Annotated in this window: 18 protein-coding genes; 11 read left to right on the forward strand and 7 right to left on the reverse strand. The window is 67.9% G+C overall.

From position 1 onward, the window contains the following. Positions 1-84: 84 nt before the first annotated feature. The gene (locus BZL64_RS06455) at positions 85-2,775 is read right to left on the reverse strand and encodes a transglycosylase domain-containing protein (RefSeq protein WP_208639379.1); all 2,691 of its coding nucleotides are present in this window, start codon (positions 2,773-2,775) and stop codon (positions 85-87) included. 386 nt (positions 2,776-3,161) lie between these two features. On the opposite strand from BZL64_RS06455, the gene BZL64_RS06460 reads away from it, so the two are divergent. From BZL64_RS06460 to BZL64_RS06475, 4 genes are all read left to right on the forward strand, one after another. Further along, positions 3,162-3,845: a PadR family transcriptional regulator gene (locus BZL64_RS06460; RefSeq protein WP_086767027.1), complete on the forward strand. Its 684-nt coding sequence runs from the start codon at positions 3,162-3,164 to the stop codon at positions 3,843-3,845. A gap of 44 nt (positions 3,846-3,889) precedes the next feature. After that, positions 3,890-4,972, forward strand: coding sequence for an inositol-3-phosphate synthase (locus BZL64_RS06465; protein ID WP_086767029.1), 1,083 nt, complete (start codon positions 3,890-3,892; stop codon positions 4,970-4,972). Positions 4,973-5,135: 163 nt separating this feature from the next. Continuing rightward, a complete protein-coding gene (locus tag BZL64_RS06470; RefSeq protein ID WP_086767031.1) occupies positions 5,136-6,398 on the forward strand; it encodes an MFS transporter in 1,263 nt (420 codons plus the stop codon). 125 nt (positions 6,399-6,523) lie between these two features. Next, positions 6,524-7,021, forward strand: coding sequence for an LppU/SCO3897 family protein (locus BZL64_RS06475; RefSeq protein ID WP_086767034.1), 498 nt, complete (start codon positions 6,524-6,526; stop codon positions 7,019-7,021). A 99-nt stretch (positions 7,022-7,120) separates the two neighbouring features. On the opposite strand, the gene BZL64_RS06480 is transcribed toward BZL64_RS06475, so the two are convergent. Next, entirely contained in the window at positions 7,121-8,587 is a 1,467-nt protein-coding gene (locus tag BZL64_RS06480) for a CCA tRNA nucleotidyltransferase (RefSeq protein ID WP_086767036.1), read from the reverse strand. A 256-nt stretch (positions 8,588-8,843) separates the two neighbouring features. Here BZL64_RS06480 and BZL64_RS06485 point away from each other — a divergent pair, with 256 nt between their 5' ends. The 7 genes from BZL64_RS06485 (at position 8,844) to trxA (ending at position 18,562) form a co-directional block, all read left to right on the forward strand. Next, complete coding sequence (locus tag BZL64_RS06485) at positions 8,844-11,228, forward strand: DUF6049 family protein (RefSeq protein ID WP_086767038.1); 2,385 nt, start codon at positions 8,844-8,846, stop codon at positions 11,226-11,228. Positions 11,229-11,272: 44 nt separating this feature from the next. Then, positions 11,273-13,576 carry a murein biosynthesis integral membrane protein MurJ gene (gene murJ, locus BZL64_RS06490; protein WP_086767040.1) on the forward strand — a complete coding sequence of 768 codons (2,304 nt, stop codon included), beginning with the start codon at positions 11,273-11,275 and terminating at the stop codon, positions 13,574-13,576. Between the two features lie 136 nt (positions 13,577-13,712). After that, positions 13,713-15,428 (forward strand): protein kinase family protein, encoded by a 1,716-nt coding sequence (locus BZL64_RS06495; protein WP_086767042.1) that lies wholly within the window; start codon positions 13,713-13,715, stop codon positions 15,426-15,428. A gap of 27 nt (positions 15,429-15,455) precedes the next feature. After that, a complete protein-coding gene (gene sigM, locus BZL64_RS06500; protein WP_086767044.1) occupies positions 15,456-16,181 on the forward strand; it encodes an RNA polymerase sigma factor SigM in 726 nt (241 codons plus the stop codon). After that, positions 16,178-17,053 carry an anti-sigma factor family protein gene (locus BZL64_RS06505; protein WP_086767046.1) on the forward strand — a complete coding sequence of 292 codons (876 nt, stop codon included), beginning with the start codon at positions 16,178-16,180 and terminating at the stop codon, positions 17,051-17,053. The genes sigM and BZL64_RS06505 overlap by 4 nt, the downstream gene beginning before the upstream one ends. A 167-nt stretch (positions 17,054-17,220) precedes the next feature. Next, positions 17,221-18,189 carry a thioredoxin-disulfide reductase gene (gene trxB / locus BZL64_RS06510; RefSeq protein WP_073491214.1) on the forward strand — a complete coding sequence of 323 codons (969 nt, stop codon included), beginning with the start codon at positions 17,221-17,223 and terminating at the stop codon, positions 18,187-18,189. A 43-nt stretch (positions 18,190-18,232) separates the two neighbouring features. Next, the gene (trxA, locus tag BZL64_RS06515; protein WP_086767048.1) at positions 18,233-18,562 is read left to right on the forward strand and encodes a thioredoxin; all 330 of its coding nucleotides are present in this window, start codon (positions 18,233-18,235) and stop codon (positions 18,560-18,562) included. 91 nt (positions 18,563-18,653) lie between these two features. On the opposite strand, the gene BZL64_RS06520 is transcribed toward trxA, so the two are convergent. From BZL64_RS06520 to BZL64_RS06540, 5 genes are all read right to left on the reverse strand, one after another. Further along, positions 18,654-19,271, reverse strand: coding sequence for a GNAT family N-acetyltransferase (locus BZL64_RS06520; protein ID WP_086767050.1), 618 nt, complete (start codon positions 19,269-19,271; stop codon positions 18,654-18,656). 326 nt (positions 19,272-19,597) lie between these two features. Beyond that, positions 19,598-20,698 (reverse strand): ParB/RepB/Spo0J family partition protein, encoded by a 1,101-nt coding sequence (locus BZL64_RS06525; RefSeq protein WP_086767053.1) that lies wholly within the window; start codon positions 20,696-20,698, stop codon positions 19,598-19,600. Further along, the gene (locus tag BZL64_RS06530; RefSeq protein ID WP_086767116.1) at positions 20,695-21,765 is read right to left on the reverse strand and encodes a ParA family protein; all 1,071 of its coding nucleotides are present in this window, start codon (positions 21,763-21,765) and stop codon (positions 20,695-20,697) included. Before BZL64_RS06530 ends, BZL64_RS06525 begins: the two co-directional genes overlap by 4 nt. 265 nt (positions 21,766-22,030) lie before the next feature. Then, complete coding sequence (rsmG, locus tag BZL64_RS06535; protein WP_073491260.1) at positions 22,031-22,747, reverse strand: 16S rRNA (guanine(527)-N(7))-methyltransferase RsmG; 717 nt, start codon at positions 22,745-22,747, stop codon at positions 22,031-22,033. Positions 22,748-22,865: 118 nt separating this feature from the next. Beyond that, on the reverse strand, positions 22,866-23,378 hold the full coding sequence (locus tag BZL64_RS06540) for a Jag family protein (protein ID WP_086767055.1): 513 nt from the start codon (positions 23,376-23,378) through the stop codon (positions 22,866-22,868). Between the last annotated feature and the right edge of the window lie 3 nt (positions 23,379-23,381).

Genomic DNA, 23,381 nt, shown 5'->3' on the forward strand with positions numbered 1-23,381 from the left:
CACCTGGTCCGGTGCGGCGGCCCTCGTTTCACCTGAAACATCCGCATGTTTCACGTGAAACGCCCGTGCGGGGCAATTGCACGACTAACCGCTTGATCCTCCGAAGAAGTTCCCGCCGTTGCCGTTGCCCTTGCTGTCACCCTCGGTGTCGCTGGGAGATGGCGAGGGACTCGCCTCACCGGTGCCGCCGTTGTCGCCTCCGCCGTTCACACCGCCGGCGTCGTCCTGGCAGCCGAAGAAGCTGTTGCAGGTATCGGACGGGGAGGGGGACGGCTCGGTCTCCGTCTTGCTGGGGCTCGGGGACGGCGAGGGGCTTGTCTCCTCTTCGCTCTCCGAGACCGACGGGCTGGGCGACGGGAGCGGGTCCTCGTTGACGACCTCACCGATGGGCACAGGCTCCGGGAAGCTCTTCTTCGGCAGGTTCTTCATGGCCTCGGCCATGTAGTCGTGCCAGATCTCCGCCGGGAACGAGGCACCGTGGATCTTCTTCTGGCCACCCGTTCCGAACATCTCCAGGAAGGTGCGGTTCTTCTTGGTCTCGTCGTCGTCGTACCGGAACATGGTGATCGCGGTCGACAGCTGCGGCGTGTAGCCGACGAACCAGGCCGACTTGTTGCCGTCGGTGGTACCGGTCTTGCCGGCCACCTCACGACCGGGCAGCTGCGCGGCGGTACCCGTTCCCTTCTCGACCACGGTCTTCAGAACGTCTGTGACGTTGTCGGCGACCGCCGAAGTGAATCCCTGCTCGGTCTCGGTCTTGTGCGTGTAGATCACGCCCTCCTGGCTCGTGACCTTCTGGACCGAGTAGGGGTCACGCTGCTTGCCGCTCGCCGCGAAGGTGGCGTAGGAGCCCGCCATCCGGATCGCGCTCGGGTCGGAGATGCCGATCGAGAACGACGGGAAGCCGGCGCCGGTGAGGCTGCTCTCCTTGACGCCGGCGCTGGTGGCGGCCTCCTTCACCTTGTCCAGGCCGACATCCATGCCCAGCTGGACAAAGGCTGAGTTCACCGACTCGCGCATCGCCTCACGCAGGTCGATCTTGTAGTTGGGCGGGCTGCCGTAGTCGGCCTGGCCGTCATTGGTCTGCAGCCACTCCTCGCCCTTCTCGTTCTTCCAGATCCTTCCGTCGTACTCCTTGATCTTGAGCTTGTTCTTGCCGCTGAACAGGCTCTTGGGGGAGACGATGGTGCGTTCGTCCTGGGCCTGCGACGACCCCAGGTCCTTGTCACGGACGCCCCAGGTCATCGCCGCCGCGAGGACGAACGGCTTGAACGTCGAACCCACCTGGGCACCGGTCTGGTCGGCGTTGTTGGTGAAGTGCTTGGTCGCGTCCTCACCGCCGTAGATCGCCTCGATGGCACCGGTCGCCGGGTTCACGGATGCCCCGCCGAACTGGACGTGCGTGTCCTCGGGACGTTCCTCCGGCTTGATGTTGGCCTTCTGGACCTTCGAGACCGCCGTCGTGAGCTGCTTGACCTTGTTCTTGTCGAAGGTCGTGTAGATCGAGTAGCCACCCTGCTGAAGCTTGTCCTGGGTGATCCCGGTTTCCTTGCCGTTGGTGATCACATAGCTGTTGGCGAGGTCGACGAGGTAGCCGACCTGGCCGCTCAGCTGGGTGTTCGAGCGCGGGTTCTTCCACGCGGGCAGCTGGGTGTACTTGGCGCGAGTCGCGGCGTCCAGGTGCTCGTACTCGACCATCTTGTCGAGGGTGTCCTGCATCTGGTTCAGAGCGCGCTTGCTGTTGGCCTCCGGCGTCGCCCCGGTCGGGTCGATGGAGCGGGCCCCTGCCGGGTCGTAGTAGGTGGCGCCCTTCAGCGTGGCGGCCAGGAAGGCACACTCACCCTCGTTGAGGTCGATGGCGTCCTTGTCGAAGTACGCGCGGGCGGCCGCCTGAATGCCGTAGGCGTTGCGCCCGTAGTACGCCGAGTTCAGATAGCCCTCGATGATGTCGTCCTTGTCCTGCTCAGCCCCGACCTTGATCGAGACGAAGATCTCCTTGAACTTCCGGGAGATCGTCTGGGACTGGTCGTTCAGCATGGCGTTCTTGACGTACTGCTGCGTGATGGTCGAGCCACCCTGCGTCTGTCCGCCCCGCGCCATGTTGAACACCGCGCGCGCGATGCCCTTGGGGTCGATGCCGCTGTCGTCGTAGAACGTCTTGTTCTCCTGCGAGATCACCGCCCAGCGCATCGCCTCGGGGATCTGTGAGAGACCGATGATCTGGCGGTTCGTCTCACCACCGGTGGCAACCATCTGGCTGCCGTCGGCCCAGTAGTAGACGTTGTTCTGCGCCTCGGCCGTCTCGTCGACCTTGGGGATGTCGACGACGGCGTACCCGACACCCGCCACCGCGACCAGGCTGCCCATGAACGCGACGAACAGGCCGGTGACGAGCTTCCAGGACGGTACCCAGCGCTGCCAGCCGTACTTGCCCGCGCGCGGATAGTCGATCAGGCGCTTCTTGCCGGGCGCCGGGCGCCCTCCGCCCCGGCCCGGAGGCCCGGACGGACCGCCTCGGCGGCCTCCCGCAGGCTCGGCGGCTCTGCGTCGGCCACCCGTGCTTCTCTGTGCCGCGCGCCGGACGTCGGCACGGCCACCGGACGACGGCTCCTCGCCTCCAGGCCCGTAAAAACCCGACCCGTACGAGTCGGAAGGAGACCCGGTGGCGCCTCGCGGTGCCGCACGGCGGCCGGAGGACGAGCCGGACTGGCCGCGTCGGGCCGCGGCACGTCCGCCTTCCTGCGACTGCGGCGGTTTGCGACGGTGCTCGCTCATCGAACGACTACTCCTCGGGCAGGCGCATCCGTGCGCGCCTGGAAACGGCGGCTGGTTTCCTGTCCCCCCGAAGTACGGATGAGGTTGCTGGCGCATTCACCCGTACCGCACCGGGGAACTCGACGCCCCCCGGCGTCACGCGAGTCCCGGTGGTTTGCATGGCGCACAGACTACGCACTGTCAAAACCTGCCTAGTCCCGAAGTTCACCCCAAAACAGGCAACTTGCCTGCAACGAATCGGTGATGTGATCCCGTTCACCATCGACCCCCTTGTCCCAGCCCGAAGGTCGTTCTATCGTGCTGATGTATCGAGTCGATACATCAGCACGGCATAAGACCGTCAGCGGGCCCGCCACCACGGGGCGCGGAAGAGAGGGGAGGCGACGATGAGCCGGCGTTCCGGGATCCTCGAATTCGCCGTCCTCGGCCTGCTCCGCGAGTCCCCGATGCACGGCTACAAGCTGCGCAAACGACTCAATACGTCACTGGGCGTGTTCCGTGCGTTCAGCTACGGAACCCTCTATCCCTGCCTCAAGACGCTCGTCGCCAACGGCTGGTTGATCGAGGAACCGGGGAACACCGGAGAGGACGCCCTCGCCGCCCCTCTCACCGGACGCCGCGCCAAGATCGTCTACCGGCTGACGGCAGAAGGTAAGGAGCACTTCGAGGAGCTGCTCTCCCAGACGGGCCCGGACGCGTACGAGGACGAGACCTTCGCCGCTCGCTTCGCCTTCTTCGGGCAGACCTCCCGTGATGTGCGCATGCGCGTCCTGGAGGGCCGCCGCAGCCGCCTGGAGGAGCGTCTCGAGAAGATGCGCGCCTCGCTGGCGCGCACCAGGGAGCGCCTCGACGACTACACGCTCGAGCTCCAGCGCCATGGAATGGAGTCCGTGGAGCGCGAAGTGCGCTGGCTGAACGAGCTCATCGAGAGCGAGCGGGCCGGACGGGACCTGAAGGGTTCCGGCTCCGGGGGGTCCGCTCAGCAGAACAACACATCTGGATCGACGGGCGGCCTGCCCCGTCCCGGGGACAACCCCGGGACGGATACGCCCGGCGAAACCGCCACGTGAGAGCCCATTCAGGGCCTCACTCGTACACACAGGGAGCAACCGGAATGGGTTCGGTTCGCGTAGCCATCGTCGGCGTGGGCAACTGCGCGGCGTCGCTGGTGCAGGGCGTCGAGTACTACAAGGACGCCGACCCGGCGTCCAAGGTCCCGGGCCTGATGCACGTGCAGTTCGGGGAATACCACGTCGGTGACGTCGAGTTCGTCGCCGCCTTCGACGTCGACGCGAAGAAGGTCGGCCTCGACCTCTCCGACGCCATCGGTGCCAGCGAGAACAACACGATCAAGATCTGCGACGTCCCGAACAAGGGCGTCACGGTTCAGCGCGGCCACACCCTCGACGGTCTCGGCAAGTACTACCGCCAGACCATCGAGGAGTCCGCCGAGGAGCCGGTCGACATCGTCCAGATCCTCAAGGACAAGCAGGTCGACGTTCTCGTCTGCTACCTGCCCGTCGGTTCCGAGGACGCGGCGAAGTTCTACGCCCAGTGCGCCATCGACGCCAAGGTCGCCTTCGTCAACGCCCTTCCGGTCTTCATCGCCGGCACCAAGTCCTGGGCGGACAAGTTCACCGAGGCCGGCGTTCCGATCATCGGCGACGACATCAAGTCGCAGGTCGGCGCCACCATCACCCACCGTGTGATGGCGAAGCTGTTCGAGGACCGCGGTGTCCGTCTCGAGCGCACCATGCAGCTCAACGTCGGCGGCAACATGGACTTCAAGAACATGTTGGAGCGTGACCGCCTCGAGTCCAAGAAAATCTCGAAGACGCAGGCCGTCACCTCGCAGATCCCCGACCGCGACATGGGCGAGAAGAACGTCCACATCGGTCCTTCCGACTACGTGGCCTGGCTGGACGACCGCAAGTGGGCGTACGTCCGTCTCGAGGGCCGCGCCTTCGGTGACGTCCCGCTGAACCTGGAGTACAAGCTCGAGGTCTGGGACTCCCCGAACTCGGCGGGTGTCATCATCGACGCCCTGCGCGCCGCGAAGATCGCCAAGGACCGCGGCATCGGCGGCCCGATCCTGTCGGCGTCGAGCTACTTCATGAAGTCGCCGCCGGTCCAGTACTTCGACGACGAGGCCTACGAGAACGTCGAGAAGTTCATCCGCGGCGAAGTCGAGCGCTGATTCGGCCGAGCACGGCGCGCGGACCCCGCAGCGGGTCGCGTGCCGGCTCGGCACAGCACACCGCGCTGTTGCCGGCAGCGCTGAAAATTCGCTCCTGCCAGGGCAGACGAGGGTCCCCGGGTCATGTGATCCGGGGACCTCGCCGTGTGTGAGGCTGTCCCTCATGGCCGTCGTCCGCGATCTACGCGTCCTACTGCGCTTCGGCAATTTCCGGCGCCTGCTCGCCGTACGGCTCCTCTCCCAGTGCGCCGACGGCGTCTACCAGGTCGCCCTCGCGGCATACGTCGTCTTCTCCCCGGAGAAACAGACCTCGGCCACCGCGATCGCCTCCGCCATGGCGGTCCTGCTGCTCCCGTACTCCCTGGTGGGCCCCTTCGCCGGCGTCCTCCTCGACCGCTGGCGCCGCCGCCAGGTGTTCCTCTACGGAAACCTCCTGCGCGCCCTGCTGGCGTCCGTCACCGCCGTCCTGATCATCGGCGGCGTTCCGGACTGGCTCTTCTACGCCTCCGCCCTCTGCGTCACCGCGGTCAACCGCTTCGTCCTCGCCGGCCTCTCGGCTGCTCTGCCACGAGTGGTCGACGCCGAGCGCCTGGTCATCGCCAACTCCCTCTCGCCGACCGCCGGGACGCTTGCCGCGACCGCGGGGGGAGGCCTCGCCTTCGGAGTCCGGCTGCTGGTCGCGGACTCCGACGCCGCCGTCGTCCTGCTGGGCTCAGCGCTGTACCTGTGCGCCGCTCTGGTGTCCCTGCGTCTGGCGGTGGACCTGCTCGGCCCCGAGCGGGAACGGGTCCCGCCCCGCCTCACAGCGGCTCTCCGGGGCACGGCCCGTGGTCTGGCGGCCGGCCTGCGACACCTCGCCGAGCCAGGTCGCCGGCAGACCGCCTGGGCGCTCGGCGCGATCACGCTGATGCGGTTCTGCTACGGCGCCCTCACGGTCATGATGCTGATGCTCTGCCGGTACGCCTGGTCCTCCGACTCCGAGGAGGGGCTGGCCCTGCTCGGGCTGGCGGTGGGCATCGCAGGCCTGGGCTTCTTCGTGGCGGCCGTGGTGACCCCGTCGGCGGCCGGGCGACTGGGTCCCGGCCGCTGGATCGTGGTCTGCTCGGCCTCGGCAGCCGTCCTGGAGCTCACGCTGATGCTCCCGTTCACCGAAGCCGCCGCGTTCACTGCGGCCTTCGTCCTGGGGCTCGTCACCCAGGGCGCGAAGATCGCCACCGACACCATCGTCCAGTCCTCCGTGGAAGACGGGTTCCGCGGCCGCACCTTCTCCCTCTACGACGTGCTGTTCAACGTCGCCTTCGTCGGCGCTGCCGGAGTGGCCGCCGTGATGCTGCCGCCGGACGGGCGCTCTACGGCCCTGGTGGTCACGGTCGCCGTTACCTACGGGGCGGTTTCCGTAGCAATGGCCCGATTTACGCGTCAGTAAGTGTCACATCAATGCCACAGACTCCCCCTGGGCTACAGGGTTGTCAGTGGCGGCCGGTAGTTTACGTGCGTCTTATCTCGCGTCTCACGCGTCACACACCTAATGCTCTCTAGGGGGACCCCCAAGTGACGACTCCGCCGCCTCAGGGCGAGAATCCGTTTGCGCAGCAGGGCCAGCAGCCCTACGGCCAGCCCCAGGGCCAGGCTCCGTACCCGCCGCAGCCCGGCTTCCCGCAGCAGGCCACCTCGCCCTACGGAGCGGTCCCCCCGGCGCCGCCCAGTCGCAAGATCAGCTTCAAGCTGATCAAGAACATCGTGATCGTCCTGGCCGTCATCGGTGTGGGTGTCGCTTACTTCATAACGAGCCAGGACAACGCCAGCGCCGCAGCGGTCGGCGACTGCATGCACCGTGGCAGCACGAATGACAATGACCCCGACCTCGAGATCGTCGAGTGCAGTTCCTCGAAGGCCCAGTACGTGGTGCTGGCGAAGGTCAAGGGCGACTACTCCGCGGTCTCCGCAGAGACCAAGTGCTCGGCAGAGGCCAAGGACTTCCAGTACACGTACACCGAGACCGGTGACGGCAGTAACTTCCTGCTCTGCCTGAAGGACTACGCGAAGTAAGACAGTCGCAGCCAAGGGGCGGTGTTTCACGTGAAACACCGCCCCTTGGCATATCGAAGCGGGTCATGTTTCACGTGAAACATGACCCGCTTCGCACTCTCAGCCCTGCTTGACCCACCACTCCCGGAGCGCCGCCACCGCCGCGTCGTACCCCATCGGCCCGTTCTCCAGCCGCAGCTCCAGCAGGTGCTTGTACGCCTTGCCGACCGCGGGACCGGGACCGATACCCAGGATCTCCATGATCTGGTTGCCGTCGAGGTCCGGGCGGATCGAGTCCAGCTCCTCCTGCTCCTTCAGCTCGTCGATGCGCTCCTGGAGCCCGTCGTACGCACGCGAGAGCGCGGTCGCCCTGCGCTTGTTGCGCGTCGTGCAGTCCGAGCGAGTCAACTTGTGCAGACGCTCGAGGAGCGGTCCGGCATCCCTGACGTACCGGCGGACAGCGGAGTCCGTCCATTCACCGGTGCCGTAGCCGTGGAAGCGCAGGTGAAGTTCGACCAGTCGCGAGACGTCCTTCACCAGTTCGTTGGAGTACTTCAGCGCGGTCATGCGCTTCTTGGTCATCTTCGCGCCGACCACCTCGTGGTGGTGGAAGGAGACCCGGCCGTCCTCCTCGAACCGACGGGTGCGCGGCTTGCCGATGTCGTGCAGCAGCGCGGCCAGACGCAGGGTGAGGTCAGGCCCGTCCTCCTCAAGCTCGATCGCCTGCTCCAGCACGATCAGCGTGTGCTCGTAGACATCCTTGTGCCGGTGGTGCTCGTCGCTCTCCAGCCGCAGGGCGGGCAGCTCCGGCAGCACGTGATCGGCGAGCCCGGTGTCGACGAGCAGCGTCAGGCCCTTGCGCGGGTGCGTGGAGAGGATCAGCTTGTTGAGCTCGTCCCGGACCCGCTCGGCCGAGACGATCTCGAGCCGTCCGGCCATCCCGGTCATCGCCGCGATGACCTCCGGGGCCACCTCGAAGTCGAGCTGGGCAGCGAAACGGGCGGCACGCATCATTCGCAGAGGATCGTCCGAGAAGGACTCCTCGGGCGTCCCCGGCGTGCGCAGCACCTGTGCGGCGAGGTCGTCGAGGCCACCGTGGGGGTCGATGAACTCCTTTTCCGGGAGCGCCACGGCCATCGCGTTCACCGTGAAGTCCCGCCGGACCAGGTCCTGCTCGATGGAGTCGCCGTACGACACCTCGGGCTTGCGGGACGTGCGGTCGTAGGCCTCCGAGCGGTAGGTGGTCACCTCGATCTGGAAGCTTCGGTCAGTGTCTCCGACCCGGGCTTCCTTCTGCGCGGCCACCGTGCCGAAGGCAATCCCGACCTCCCACACGGCATCCGCCCAGGGCCGGATGATCTTCAGTACGTCCTCTGGGCGGGCGTCGGTCGTGAAGTCCAGGTCGTTGCCGAGCCTGCCGAGCAACGCGTCCCGGACCGAGCCTCCGACCAGGGCGAGTGAGAACCCGGCCTCCTGGAATCGGCGGGCTAGGTCGTCGGCGACAGGAGCCACCCGCAGGAGTTCACTCACCGCGCGGTGCTGCACCTGGCTCAGGGCACTGAGGCTGTCTTCGTTGGCGTTCGGCACAACAGAAGAGGGTACGTGGCCCGGCACGGCGCGGGCGCCCCCATTAGGACGGACCGCCCCCCTCCACGACAGCCTCATAAGGCTGCATTTGCGACATACACGACTGTGCCTCTTTATGCGCGCACATAGGGGATACCGCCGAGCTCGCAGCTGATCTTGTGGAGCAGACCGCGGCACTTCCTCTCAGCGGGCATCGTTACCATGCGTGGACGCACATTCCGACGACCACTGACGACGACGAGGGACGGACGAGCGCGTGGCCGAGGCGGCAGACTTCCCGGGGATGACTCCCTCACCTGCCCGCCGGTGGCTGCGGCGCACCGGAGCACTGCTCGCGGGGGCGCCTCTGCTGGCCGGGCTGCTCCAGCTGCCCGTGTCCTCGGCGCACGCCGCGGAACCAACCGTCGCCAAAGAAGCCTCCGACGCGGGCGCGGTGACCGTCGCCGTGGATTCGCTCAGCCCCAGCGTCCCCACCGAGGGTGACACGCTGACCGTCTCCGGCACGGTGACCAACAAGGGGAAGCAAACCGTCACGGACGCTCATGTGGACCTGCGTCTGGGATCCGCTCTGACCACCCGCTCGGCGATCGACAGCACGGCCACGCGGTCGGACGACATCTCCAGTCCCACCGGATCCGTCGTGGGCGACAAGTACGTCGCCGAGTTCCCCAAGCTCACTCCCGGGGTCTCCGAGCAGTTCAGCATCTCCGTACCGGTCGAGGAGCTCGACCTCGGGGACGGCGGCGTGTACCCGCTGGGCGTCGCCCTGTCGGGCGAGACGTCCGCGAAGCCGTGGGAGCGGGTGCTGGGCGTCCAGCGGACGTTCCTGCCGTGGCAGCCCGACGAGGCCGCCGCCAGAACGCGTACGACCGTGCTGTGGCCACTGATCTCGGATGTCCATATGACGGCCGAGACCGCGTCGAACGAACAGCAGACCCCGGTGTTCCTCAATGACGACCTCGCTGCGGAGATCTCTCCCGGCGGCCGCCTCGACCAGCTCCTGAGCCTCGGCAAGAGCCTTGACGTGACGTGGGTGATCGACCCGGCCCTGCTGGCCTCCGTGGACGCGATGACCGAGCGGTACGACATCGTCGACGGTGACACCACCACGGCAGGCGAGCACCAGGCCGTCGCCGGCCAGTGGCTCGCCGAACTTCAGCAGGCCGTGCAGGGCAAACAGGTAGTCGCCCTGCCCTACGCCGACCCCGACCTGGCCTCCCTCGCGCACAGCGGCACCAGCGTCACCGGCTCCCTGAACCAGCTCAAGGCCGCCACCGATGTCGCCGCCAGCACGGTGGAGACCGTGCTCCATGTGACACCCAGCACCGACTTCGCCTGGCCGGTGGAGGGTGCTGTCGACCCGTCGATCGTGAAGGTCGCCACCTCTGCGGGCGCCGACAAGGTGATCGCGCGCAGCGACAGCCTCACGGAGAAGGGCGGCCTGTCGTACACCCCCTCCGCGGCCCGCCCCATCGGCGGCGGCACCACGGCGGTGGTCGCGGACTCCCGGCTGTCGGAGGCGTTCCAGGGCGACCTCACGACGGCCTCCGCCTCCACGCGCGCCGTGCAGGAGTTCCTCGCGCAGAGCCTGTCGCTGAATCTCCAGACGGCCAAGCAGCGCAGCATCGTCGTCGCCCCCCAGCGCATGCCGACCGCGGGTCAGGCGCAGGCGATGGCGGAAGCGGTCAGCGCCCTGCAGGGCGGAACCTGGTCGCAGGCCCAGCAGCTCACGGCGACCGCCGCGGCCAAGCCCGACCCCGGCGCCACGACGAAGGTGCCGTCGCGGTCGGCGTACCCCTCCTCGCTCGCCAAGCGGGAGCTGCCGCGGTCGGCCTTCGTGGACATCGCGACCACGCAGGACCGGCTCGACAACTTCAAGGTGGTCCTGACCGACGCCTCCCGGGTGGTGACCCCCTTCGGCCGTGCCATCAACCGCGAGATGTCCACCTCCTGGCGGGGTCGGACGGCCGCGGCGAGCAGCTTCCGCCAGGGCGTCCAGACCTACCTCACCACGCTGACCGAACAGGTCAAACTGATCCAGAAGTCGGAGCTCAAGCTCTCCGGACGCAGCGCCACCATCCCGGTGACCGTGCAGAACAACCTCGTGCAGGGTGTCGACCACCTGGTGCTCCGGCTCACCTCGACGAATCCGACCCGTCTCGAGATCGACGGCAAGGCCTATGCCGAGCAGGGCATCGAAGTCTCCGGTGGGCACAGCACGACGGTGAAGTTCACCACCTCTGCCAAGGCCAACGGCCAGGCGGCGGTCATCGCCCAGCTGTACACGGAGGACGGCAGGGCATACGGCGCGCCGGTGACCTTCGACGTGAAGGTCACCGAGTTCACGGCCACCGTGATGCTCGTCATCGGCGGCGGTTTCCTGCTGCTCGTGCTGGCCGGCTTCCGGATGTACACCCAGCGCAAGCGCGCCGCGGCCCGGGAGGCCGAGGACAACACCACCGCCGAGACGGCCCCGGCCTCCGAAACGTCCGAGAGCACACAGGACTCCGCGAACGGACCCGACGCAGAGTCGGACGCCCGGTCCGGGGCAGACGACCCGGTGCAGCCGAGTGACGGGACACCGGACACCGCAGCGGAAAGCACCGGCCCGTCCGGGACGGGTGAGAGAGTGGACCGTTGAGGATGTCGTGGCCGGTCGGCCCGGAACGATGAGGTGGGGTAACCATGAACGCGCCGTACGACGGTGACCGCGGCCAGGCCGCGGGCAGCTCGGGGTATCCCGAGGGCCCGCCGCCCGAGCACGGCCAGGTGCCGCCGCAGCACCCCGCGGACATGTACCTCCAGGACGCCTACGACCAGGACCCTTACAGGTCCCAGGACCTCACCGCTCAGGATCCGGTCGCCGAGGCGCTCTACGACCGTGCCGCGCACCCCCCGCCGCCGCCCGGGGCCCACTCTCCCCAGCAGCCGCTCTACGGCCCGCCGCAGCAGTCCCCCTATGCGCCCGACCCACACGTCTGGGCCCAGACGCCCGCGCCCGAGCCGGAGGGCCCGACGCAGTATCTGCCGTACGGCGACGACCCCCGGACCACCCAGTTCGTGGGCGTCGACGACCTCGTCACGCACTCCGGCGAGGAGCGCCACGAGCCGGACGCCTTCGCCCATCTCTTCCGCGACCAGCAGCAGGGCGGCGCGCGCCCGCCGATGGGTGCGCCCGCGGTACCGGAGCCGGCACACGCTCCGGGCGGATACGTCCCGAGCGGACAGGCTCCGGGGGCGCAGTACCAGGCTTCCGCGGCCGCCCATGCGTCGGTGCCCGCCGATCCGGCCTCCGGCGTCGACCAGACGATGAACCTCACCGCCACCCCGGCGGCCCCGGCACCCTCCTCGAAGAAGAGCGGGCGGGCCTCGGGACTGCTGAAGTCGAGCGCCGTGATGGCGGCGGGCACGATGGTCTCGCGGCTGACAGGGTTCATCCGGTCGGCGATGATCGTGTCCGCCCTGGGGCTCGGCTTCCTCGGCGACTCCTTCCAGGTCGCCTACCAGCTGCCGACCATGATCTACATCCTGACCGTCGGTGGTGGCCTCAACTCCGTCTTCGTACCGCAGCTCGTCCGCGCCATGAAGGAGGACGACGACGGCGGCGAGGCGTACGCCAACCGCCTGCTGACGCTCGTGATGGTGGCCCTGGCCGCACTCACCGGGCTCGCGATGTTCGCCGCGCCGCTCCTGGTCCGCATGCTGGCGAACCCGGTCGCCAACAACCCCGCGGCCAACGAGGTCGCCGTCACCTTCACGCGCTACTTCCTGCCCTCGATCTTCTTCATGGGCGTCCACGTGGTGATGGGCCAGATCCTCAACGCGCGCGGGAAGTTCGGCGCGATGATGTGGACCCCCGTCCTGAACAACGTCGTCATCATCGTGACCCTCGGCATGTTCCTCTGGGTGTACGGCACCGCGGCGGACTCTGACATGAGCGTCACGAACATCCCGCCGCAGGGCCAACGGCTGCTCGGCATCGGCATCCTGCTCGGCCTGGTCGTCCAGGCCCTCGCGATGATCCCGTACCTGCGCGAGACCGGCTTCCGGATGCGGCTGCGCTTCGACTGGAAGGGCCACGGGCTCGGCAAGGCAGCCATGCTCGCCAAGTGGACGATCCTGTTCGTCCTGGCCAACCAGGCGGGCGCACTGGTCGTCACCCAGTTGTCCACCGCCGCCGGCATCGACTCGGGCGTCAAGGGCACCGGTTTCGCCGCCTACGCCAACGCACAGCTGATCTGGGGCCTGCCGCAGGCCATCATCACCGTGTCCCTCATGGCCGCGCTGCTGCCCCGCATCTCGCGCTCGGCTGCCGAACAGGACGCGGGTGCCGTCCGCGACGACATCTCCCAGGGTCTACGCACCACAGCCGTCGCGATCGTGCCCATCGCCTTCGGCTTCATCGCTCTCGGCATCCCGATGTGCACCCTGATCTTCGGCTCCTCGGGCATCAGCGAGGCCACGAACATGGGCTTCATGCTGATGGCCTTCGGGCTCGGCCTGATCCCCTACTCGGTGCAGTACGTCGTCCTGCGCGCCTTCTACGCCTACGAGGACACGCGAACCCCCTTCTACAACACGGTGATCGTGGCGGCCGTCAACGCCGTCGCCTCCGCCACGTGCTACTTCGTACTCCCGGCCCGCTGGGCCGTGGTCGGCATGGCCGCCTCGTACGGTCTGGCCTACGTCATCGGTGTCGGCGTCGCCTGGAACCGGCTGCGCAAGCGGCTCGGCGGGGACCTGGACGGCTCCCGCGTGCTGCGGACGTACGCACGGCTGTGCATCGCCGCCGTACCGGCCGCCCTGCTCAGCGGCGCCGCCTGCTACGGCATCGCACAGACTCTCGGCCAGGGTGTCGTCGGTTCCTTCGCCGCGCTGCTGGCCGGCGGAGGCGTCCTGCTCGGCGTGTTCTTCGTCGCCGCCCGCCGTATGCGCATCGAGGAGCTCAACTCGCTGGTCGGTATGGTGCGCGGACGCCTGGGTCGCTGAGGCAGGGGTAAGCGCACAACCATCGTCCGCCGCCGCGTGTCGTGCATAGCGGCGGACTGTGGGCACAATTGGGTTCGGCGTCGGACGGCGCGCACGAGGTCGGACGGCGCGCATGGATGGGGAGGCAGGGACGACGGTGGCGGAACGGAGTACGGCTGCCGTCGACGTGGCAGACAACAGCGGCGATGAGCCGCTGACCGCACAGGCGGACCAGTCCACGGCCGACGGTGTGGCCAAGAACCGGGAGCGGGACACGGACAGCGACGAGGCACAGGGGAGTGGCGGGGCCGAGCGTCCCGGGAAGACCTCGGCGCCAGAACTGCACAGCGGCCACAAACTCGCCAGACGCTACCGGCTCGAGGACTGCGTCACCCGTCTGGACGGTTTCAGCAGCTGGCGTGCGGTCGACGAGAAACTCCGCCGCGCCGTCGGTGTCCACGTCCTGCCGGCGGATCACACGCGGGCCCGTTCCGTCCTGGCGGCGGCCCGGTCCTCGGCCCTCCTCGGTGACCCTCGCTTCGTCCAAGTCCTGGACGCGGTCGAGGAGAACGACCTCGTCTACGTTGTGCACGAGTGGCTTCCCGACGCCACCGAGCTGACTACGCTCCTGGCTTCCGGGCCACTGGAACCGCACGACGCTTACCAGATGGTGAGTCAGATCGCCTCCGCCATGGCTGCCGCCCACCGCGAAGGGCTCGCACACCTGCGGCTGAACCCCAACGCCGTGCTGCGCACCTCCACCGGCCAGTGGCGCATCCGTGGCCTCGCCGTGAACGCGGCGCTGCGCGGCGTCAGTTCCGACACCCCGCAGCGCACCGATACCGAGGCGATCGGTGCCCTGCTGTACGCGGCACTCACCCAGCGCTGGCCGTACGAGAACGATGCCTACGGTCTGTCCGGGCTGCCCAAGGCCGTCGGACTGATCGCCCCCGACCAGGTGCGTGCCGGAATCCACCGGGGCCTGTCGGAGCTGGCCATGCGCGCTCTCGTCAACGACGGAGCGACCGCCTCCCGGCACGAGTCCGCGTGCGCCACACCGGAGGACCTGGTCAAGGCCATCGGCGAGATGCCCCGCATCCGCCCGCCGGAACCCGCGTTCACCGCGCCCCCCGAGTACCAGCGCACGACGTACCAACAGGGCAGCTACGGCCGTCCCTCGGTGCACCCGGGCGCCACCCAGACGGTTCGGACCCCGCCGCCCCCGTTGCAGAGCCGCACCGGCAAGGCCCTGAAGTGGGCGGTCTCCGCGCTGCTCATCGCCGCCCTCGGTCTCGGCAGCTGGCAGCTCGCGGATGCGTTGATGGACCAGAACAACTCCGACGACACGAACCAGACGCAGACGACGGACGGCGACGACAACAACAGCGCCGCGCCCAAGCCTGTCCAGCAGCTCAAGATCACGGGCTCGCAGGAGTACGTCGCCAGCGGTTCCGCCCAGGCGCCGGAGGACGTCGGCAACACCTATGACGGTGACAGCTCCACCTTCTGGCGGACCAAGAACTACACCGAAGGGCCGCCGCTCGCCCCGTACAAGCCCGGAGTGGGCATCGTCTACGACCTCGGGTCGGCGCAGGACATCTCCGCAGCGTCGATAGGGCTCCGGTACTCCGGCGACCACACGACCGCGAAGCTCTACGCCACGGACTCGCTCTCCCCGTCCACGGGCATCAGCGGAATGAAGGAGATCGGTACCGCCGACGCCAGCGGCACCTCGCTCACGGTGAAGGCATCGAAGGCCGTGAAGACCCAGTACGTGCTCCTCTGGATCACCGCCGTCCCGTATGCGCCCACCGATGGTTACAGTGACGCCGGCTACAGGCAGGCCATCACCGACGTGAAGTTCACGGGCTGAGGTCTCACCCGAGGGGGAGGGGGTCCGATGGCAGCAGGCGCCGGATACGACGGAATCAGCGATCATGACCTCCTCACCCGCCACGTGGAGGGCGATCCTGACGCCTTCGGTGAGCTTGTACGGCGTCACCGCGACCGGCTCTGGGCGGTGGCCCTCAGGACCCTGGGGGACCGCGAGGAGGCCGCTGACGCGGTTCAGGATGCCCTGGTGTCCGCCTACCGGGCTGCCCACACCTTCCGCGGCCAGTCCGCCGTCACCACCTGGCTGCACCGGATCACGGTCAACGCCTGTCTGGACCGGGCCCGCAAAGCGGCGTCCCGCAAGACCTCCCCGGTCGATGACACCGAACGCCTGGAGCAGTTGCTGGAGCCGCACGAATCGGCCTCGGCACCCGCCGAGCGCAACGACCTGCACCGCCAGCTCCTCGAAGCCCTCGGCACGCTGCCGCCCGACCAGCGTGCGGCGCTCATCCTGGTGGACATGCAGGGCTATCCCGTCGCCGAGGCCGCCCGTGTACTCGACGTCCCGATAGGGACGGTGAAGAGTCGCTGCGCCCGGGGCAGAGCGAGACTCCTGCCACTCCTCACCCATCTGCGGCCGGCCGACTCCGGCAAGGTGAGGGAAACGGGGCGAGGACGGAACCGGGCGGAGGGGACATCCGTCCCACCGGCAACGGGTCCTCGGGACGGAGGCCCGGACGGCGCCGGGACCGGCGATTCAGCTGCTGTGAAGGGCGGAGGTGGGCGAACGTGACATCGACGACGGACACGGCCGGGCACCCGGACGTCACGGAGATCTCCGACCTCATCGAGGGCCTGCTCCCGCCCGACCACAGTGCGGAAGTCCATCGGCATCTGGACGACTGCCTGCTCTGTGCGGACGTCCACGCATCGCTGGAGGAGATCCGTGGCCTCCTGGGGAGGCTGCCTGGACCGACGCGCATGCCTGACGATGTCGCCCACCGCATCGATGCCGCACTCGCCGTGGAAGCCTTGATCGACGCCACGGCTCGGGAGCCCTCCACACTCGGGCCGGACAACGGTACGTATGTTTCACGTGAAACACCGGCCTCACCACCTCCGCCCGCAGGACGCGCCCGAACCACCAGCACCGGACCGGGCCGCAAGGATCGCCGACGGAGCGGGCGCCGCAAGATCGTCGTACTGGGGACCGTCTTCGCCGCCGCGCTGGGACTCGGATCGGTCCTGGTGTCGTCGCTGAACGGCGACGAGGGACCAGGCACTGCGGCTCCCGGTCAGCGGGCTACCGTCGCGGACAGCTTCTCCGAGAACCGTCTGGAACAACAGGTCACCGATCTCCTCGCCGCCTCCCCCCACTCCACCCCCCACACTCTGGGAATGCAGGGAGAGCCCGAGACCAAGACTCCCAGGGTCTTCCAGCAGCCCACGGTGCCCGGTTGCGTCCAGAAGGGCATGGATCGCAAGGACGCTGCCCTCGCCGTCGAGAAGGGCACATACCAGGGGAGGGACGCTCTCCTGGTCGTCCTCCCTGACAGCTCGGACAGCACCCTGGTCACGGCGTACCTGATGGACGCGACCTGTGTCAGCAAGCCGTCCTCCGGCACTGCGAAGATCCTTCTGAAGGACTCCTACACCCGCCCCTGACCCTTAGGCCTGTGTCCCCGTCATGCGTCGTATCCCGTACGGCGTCGGCCCCTTGGTGTGCCCGGACACAGCGGGAATGCACGCCCCTTAGGATCCGTTGGGTGGGGTGAGAGTTTCCAGAGGCTCCCCCGGTCGATCGACATAGACCAGAGACGAGGAATGAAGCCGTGAGCGACGTCCGAAACGTGATCATCATCGGCTCCGGGCCCGCCGGCTACACGGCGGCGCTCTACACCGCGCGTGCATCACTGAAGCCGCTGGTGTTCGAAGGGGCCGTCACCGCGGGCGGCGCCCTGATGAACACCACCGAGGTCGAGAACTTCCCCGGCTTTCAGGACGGCATCATGGGCCCCGAGCTCATGGACAACATGCGCGCCCAGGCCGAGCGCTTCGGCGCCGAACTGATCCCCGACGACGTCGTCTCCGTCGACCTCACCGGTGAGATCAAGACGGTGACCGACACGGCGGGCACGGTCCACCGGGCCAAGGCCGTGATCGTCACCACCGGCTCTCAGCACCGCAAGCTCGGCCTGCCCAACGAGGACGCCCTTTCCGGCCGCGGCGTCTCGTGGTGTGCCACGTGTGACGGCTTCTTCTTCAAGGACCAGGACATCGCCGTGATCGGTGGCGGCGACACCGCGATGGAGGAGGCCACCTTCCTGTCGCGCTTCGCCAAGTCCGTGACGATCGTCCACCGCCGGGACACCCTGCGTGCCTCCAAGGCGATGCAGGAGCGTGCCTTCGCCGACCCGAAGATCTCGTTCGTCTGGGACAGCGAGGTCGCCGAGATCCAGGGTGACCCGAAGCTGGCCGGCCTGAAGCTGCGCAACCTCAAGACCGGCGAGCTCTCCGACCTGGCGGTGACAGGTCTGTTCATCGCGATCGGCCACGACCCGCGCACCGAACTCTTCAAGGGACAGCTCGACCTGGACGAGGAGGGCTACCTGAAGGTCGTCGCCCCGTCCACCCGGACGAACGTGACCGGTGTCTTTGCCGCCGGCGATGTCGTCGACCACACCTACCGTCAGGCGATCACCGCGGCCGGCACCGGCTGTTCCGCCGCCCTCGACGCAGAGCGCTACCTCGCCGCCCTCGCGGACGAGGAGCAGGCAGAGCCCGAGAAGACCGCCGTCTGACCCCCTCCCGCCCCACCGCACACATCAGTTAAAGGAGCCCGCCGTGGCCGACCTCAAGCACGTAACCGACGACTCCTTCGAGCAGGACGTCCTCAAGAGCGACAAGCCCGTCCTGGTGGACTTCTGGGCTGCATGGTGCGGCCCGTGCCGCCAGATCGCTCCGTCCCTCGAGGCGATCGCGGCCGAGTACGGCGACAAGATCGAGATCGTCAAGCTCAACATCGACGAGAACCCGGGTACCGCCGCCAAGTACGGCGTGATGTCCATCCCGACCCTGAACGTCTACCAGAACGGCGAGGTCGCCAAGACCATCGTCGGCGCCAAGGCGAAGGCCGCGCTCGTGCGCGACCTTGAGGACTTCATCGGCGAGTGACGTTCTGAGCGTCGCGCGAGCGGCGCGTGTTTCACGTGAAACATGAATGGCTGACCCGGACGGGTCGGCCATTCGTGTTTCACGGAGCCGATCACAGGGGCCGCAACGCCGGCTCCTTCTGTACAGCTCCCAACAGTCGGTCGAGCGCCATCTCCACGTCTTCCTTCCAGGAGAGGGTGGTGCGAAGCTCCAGCCGCAGCCGCGGATGAGAAGGGTGCGGCCTTACCGTCTTGAAGCCCACCGCCAGCAGATGGTCGGCCGGCAGAAGGCACGCTGGGTCCTTCCAGCGTGCGTCACCGAACGCCTCGATCGCTTTGAAGTCCCGTCGCAGGAGATCCTTGGCGACCGTCTGGACCATCACCCGCCCGAGCCCCTGGCCCTGATAGCCCGGCATGATGAACCCGGTCATCAACTGCACCGCGTCCGGAGAGACAGGGCTCGTCGGAAACGCCGTCGAACGGGGAACGTACGCCGGCGGAGCGTAGAGCACATAACCCACCGCGACGTCATCGACGTAGACGACCCGGCCGCAGGACCCCCAGTCGAGCAGGACCGCGGAGATCCAGGCCTCTTTCTCCACCGCCGCCGTGCCGGCCCTTACCGCTGCCTCACCGCTGACGGGGTCCAGCTCCCAGAAGACACACGAGCGGCAACGCTGGGGAAGGTCCTGAAGGTTGTCCAGCGTGAGCGGTACGAGCCGACGCCCCATGAAGGCTGATCCTCGCTTCCTTCGCCCGCGGCATCGCGAGCGGCAGTCAGAGCGCTGCGTTCCTTGAGGAGGCTGCCGACGAATCCGCCGACCGCGCCGAGCCCCAGGGCCGCGCCCACCAGTCCGGTCCGGCTCATCGTTCGCATGGCCCCCGCCTCCCACTCAAAGGTGTCATCAGGTGGTCGCGCCATAGCTCACCGCATCGTATCCACGACGCGATTCCCTCGACACCGCCCCGAAAGCAAAGAGCGAGCCGGATTCCGGACGGACCGGAGGCGACTCGCTCTTGGCAGTTGGCGGGGCGACATGACCCGGCCATGGGACGCTCAGTCGTCCGTTTCCTCGGACTCCCCCTCCACCAAGCCCTTCTGGAGGACGGGCCCTTCACCGGGTGCCAAGCTGTCGAGGATCCGCTCAAGGTCCTCCATCGAGGCGAACTCGACGGTGATCTTGCCCTTCTTCTGCCCCAGGTCGACCTTCACCCGCGTCTCGAAACGGTCCGAGAGGCGGCTGGCGAGGTCCGACAGGGCCGGCGACACCCGACCTCCGGCGCGAGGCCCCTTGGCACGCTGAGGGGCCTGCGGGCGCGACCCCATGAGGGTCACGATCTCCTCGACCGCCCGCACCGACAGCCCCTCCGCCACGATGCGGTGGGCGAGCCGGTCCTGCTCCTCCGAGTCGTCGACGGAGAGCAGGGCCCGGGCATGACCCGCCGAGAGGACACCGGCCGCCACCCGACGCTGGACAGCCGGGGAGAGCCTCAGCAGCCGCAGCGTGTTGGAGACCTGGGGACGCGAGCGCCCGATCCGGTCCGCCAACTGGTCGTGGGTGCAGTTGAAGTCCTTCAGCAACTGGTCGTAGGCGGCAGCCTCCTCGAGCGGGTTCAGCTGAGCCCGGTGGAGGTTCTCCAGCAGCGCGTCCAGAAGGAGCTTCTCGTCGTCCGTGGCCCGGACGATCGCCGGGATGGCCTCCAGACCCGCCTCACGGCAGGCACGCCAGCGCCGTTCACCCATGATCAGCTCGTAGCGCCCTGGACCGGTCTGCCGTACGACGACCGGCTGGAGGAGGCCGACCTCCTTGATGGAGGTGATCAGCTCCTGGAGCGCGTCCTCGTCGAACACCTCACGCGGCTGCCGCGGGTTCGGCGTGATCGAGTCGAGTGGAAGTTCCGCGAAGTGGACACCCATGGGCGGTGCGGGAACGTCCGCGGCACCGTTCGCCAAGGGCTCGTCTGTTTCACGTGAAACAGGTGGCAGCGTGGCCACCTTCGCCGCGGCCACCCCGCGGTCGGTCGTCAGGACCGGAACACCGGCAGAGGACGTCGTGGTCACGCCGCCCACGGCAGTCTGCGCCGGTGTCCTCTCGGTCGGGGCAGCAGGGATCAGTGCGCCAAGACCACGGCCCAGCCCCCTCCGTCGATCACTCACTGGATCCCCTCCATGGTCGGGTTGTTCTGAGCGCCGATGTGGGCATGGGTGCCGTCATAGCTGACACCGACACCCCTCAGCGCAATCTCTCGGGCTGCTTCAAGGTAGGACAGTGCACCGCTCGATCCGGGATCGTAGGTCAGTACCGTCTGCCCGTAGCTCGGCGCTTCGGAGATGCGGACGGAGCGGGGAATGCTCGTCCGCAGCACCTCGTCGCCGAAGTGGGTGCGCACCTCATCGGCGACCTGCGACGCGAGACGCGTCCGGCCGTCGTACATGGTGAGCAAGATCGTCGAGACGTGGAGGGTGGGGTTGAGGTGACCCCGCACCAGCTCGACGTTACGCAGCAGCTGGCCCAATCCCTCCAGTGCGTAGTACTCGCACTGGATCGGGATGAGGACCTCCTGGCCCGCCACCATCGCGTTGACCGTCAGCAGGCCGAGCGAGGGCGGGCAGTCGATCAGGACATAGTCCAGCGGCTGCTCGTACGCCTGGATGGCTCGCTCGAGTCGGCTCTCACGAGCCACCAGCGACACCAGCTCGATCTCCGCACCGGCGAGATCGATGGTGGCAGGAGCGCAGAAGAGGCCTTCGACATCAGGGACGGGCTGGACCACTTCCGCCAGCGGGCGGCTCTCGACCAACACGTCGTAGATCGACGGAACCTCGGCATGATGGTCGATCCCGAGGGCAGTGGACGCATTGCCCTGCGGGTCGAGGTCGATCACCAGGACGCGGGCACCATGCAGGGCCAGCGATGCGGCAAGGTTGACGGTCGTCGTCGTCTTGCCGACGCCGCCCTTCTGATTGGCGACCACCATGATGCGCGTCTGCTCAGGCCGTGGCAGGCCCTCGCCGGCGCGGCCGAGAGCCTCTACCGCCAGTTGGGCAGCACGACCGATCGGAGTGTCGTCCATCGGAGGCGGTGTTTCACGTGAAACATCGTCCCCCATCGACTCGGTACGGGGACCGGGGACCGGATCGGTCATCGGTCCCGCGATGTTGGCGTCGGACCGCAAGGATTCACTCTCCTCGACTTCAGGCTCGCAATGAACAGAGCCTCCCATGCCTCCGGGGTCGCGAACCAGGGAGGCCTGGTCTTCTGTGGAGAAATCCACCTCTGTGGACAACTCCGACCCCTTGACGAGTGAGCCGAGAGGCTTCCGGTCACGGGGTTCGGCCGCGGCGCGACCGCGGCTGATGATGCCGTGCAGCAATGAGCGACGTTTCACGTGAAACACGATGCACAGCGCCTGCGGCCGAACTGCCGCGACACTCCGTCATGCGCAGATTGGGCAGCTTGTGTGGAGTACGGCTTTCTTTCGGGCCGGATCAGCGGCGACGGCGTGTGCGCCCCGTCCGTGCCGCCTTGGCACGCTTCGCAGCGAACCTCACACCACCCGGACTCTCCCCGACCTCGACCCGCACCACCGTGGAAAGCGGATCCACCAGTCCCTCGCCGACGTGGAGGATCGACGTGCTCACCGCACCGAGCTTGCTCAGCGCGGTGGCCGCGCTCTTCAGCTCCTCCTCGGCAGTGTCGCCCTTCAGCGCAAGCATCTCCCCGTAGGGGCGGAGCAGGGGGATTCCCCAGGCGGCCAGGCGGTCCAGTGGAGCCACCGCCCGCGCGGTCACGACATGGACCGGCGGAAGCTTGCCCATGACCTCTTCCGCCCGCCCGCGCACGACGGTCACATGGTCGAGGCCGAGAAGCTCGACGACCTCGGTCAGGAAATTCGTGCGCCGCAGAAGGGGCTCCAGGAGGGTGATCTTCAGATCCTCCCGCACGAGGGCCAGGGGGATGCCCGGCAGGCCGGCGCCGGAACCGACGTCGCACACCGTCACATCCTCGGGCACGGCTTCGGAGAGCACCGCGCAGTTCAGGATGTGCCTCTCCCACAGTCGGGGCACTTCCCTTGGGCCGATGAGCCCACGCTGCACACCCGCCTCAGCCAGCAGCTCGGCGTACCGGACCGCATCCGCGAAGCGATCACCGAATACCTCGCGTGCTTGCTCGGGCGCAGGGGGGAGTTCCGCTGCCTCCGTCACGGGGACCGTCCTTCCGTACCGCATCGACGCCTTCAGCGCCGGCCACCAGAACTACCAGGTCTGACAAGACCGGCCCCGCCTGCGCGACAGACGGGGCCGGGAAAACGTACGCGCTGAATCAGTTGGGCAGCACGACGACGAAGCGCTGCGGCTCTTCACCCTCGGACTCGCTGCGCAGACCGGCCGCCTTGACCGCGTCGTGGACGACCTTGCGCTCGAAGGGCGTCATCGGGTCCAGCTTGACCGGCTCGCCGCTGTTCCTCGCGTCGGCCGCGGCCTTGGCGCCCAGCTCGGAGAGTTCGGTGCGCTTCTTGGCCCGGTAGCCCGCGATGTCCAGCATCAGTCGGCTACGGTCGCCGGTTTCCCGGTGCACGGCAAGACGCGTCAGCTCCTGCAACGCCTCCAGCACCTCGCCGTCCCGGCCGACGAGCTTGTACAGGTCACGGCCTGCCACGTCGCTGATGATCGACACCGAAGCGCGGTCGGCCTCGACATCCATGTCGATGTCGCCGTCGAGATCGGCGATGTCCAGCAGACCCTCGAGGTAGTCCGCCGCGATCTCGCCCTCCTGCTCCAGGCGGGTCAGGGTGTCTGCACCCTCGGCGGCGGCGGAGGTGGTGCCTTCCGTCACGGG

This window comes from Streptomyces bobili, assembly GCF_002154575.1.
GTDB classification, from domain to species: Bacteria; Actinomycetota; Actinomycetes; order Streptomycetales; family Streptomycetaceae; genus Streptomyces; species Streptomyces bobili.

What these genes read in the sequence shown, in the direction of transcription:
- BZL64_RS06530 (WP_086767116.1), bottom strand. Translation starts at nt 21,765, where the DNA reads ATGGGAGGCTCTGTTCATTGCGAGCCTGAAGTCGAGGAGAGTGAATCC.
- BZL64_RS06465 (WP_086767029.1), top strand. Translation starts at nt 3,890, where the DNA reads ATGGGTTCGGTTCGCGTAGCCATCGTCGGCGTGGGCAACTGCGCGGCG.
- BZL64_RS06455 (WP_208639379.1), bottom strand. Translation starts at nt 2,775, where the DNA reads ATGAGCGAGCACCGTCGCAAACCGCCGCAGTCGCAGGAAGGCGGACGT.
- BZL64_RS06460 (WP_086767027.1), top strand. Translation starts at nt 3,162, where the DNA reads ATGAGCCGGCGTTCCGGGATCCTCGAATTCGCCGTCCTCGGCCTGCTC.
- BZL64_RS06470 (WP_086767031.1), top strand. Translation starts at nt 5,136, where the DNA reads ATGGCCGTCGTCCGCGATCTACGCGTCCTACTGCGCTTCGGCAATTTC.
- BZL64_RS06520 (WP_086767050.1), bottom strand. Translation starts at nt 19,271, where the DNA reads ATGGGGCGTCGGCTCGTACCGCTCACGCTGGACAACCTTCAGGACCTT.
- murJ (WP_086767040.1), top strand. Translation starts at nt 11,273, where the DNA reads ATGAACGCGCCGTACGACGGTGACCGCGGCCAGGCCGCGGGCAGCTCG.
- sigM (WP_086767044.1), top strand. Translation starts at nt 15,456, where the DNA reads ATGGCAGCAGGCGCCGGATACGACGGAATCAGCGATCATGACCTCCTC.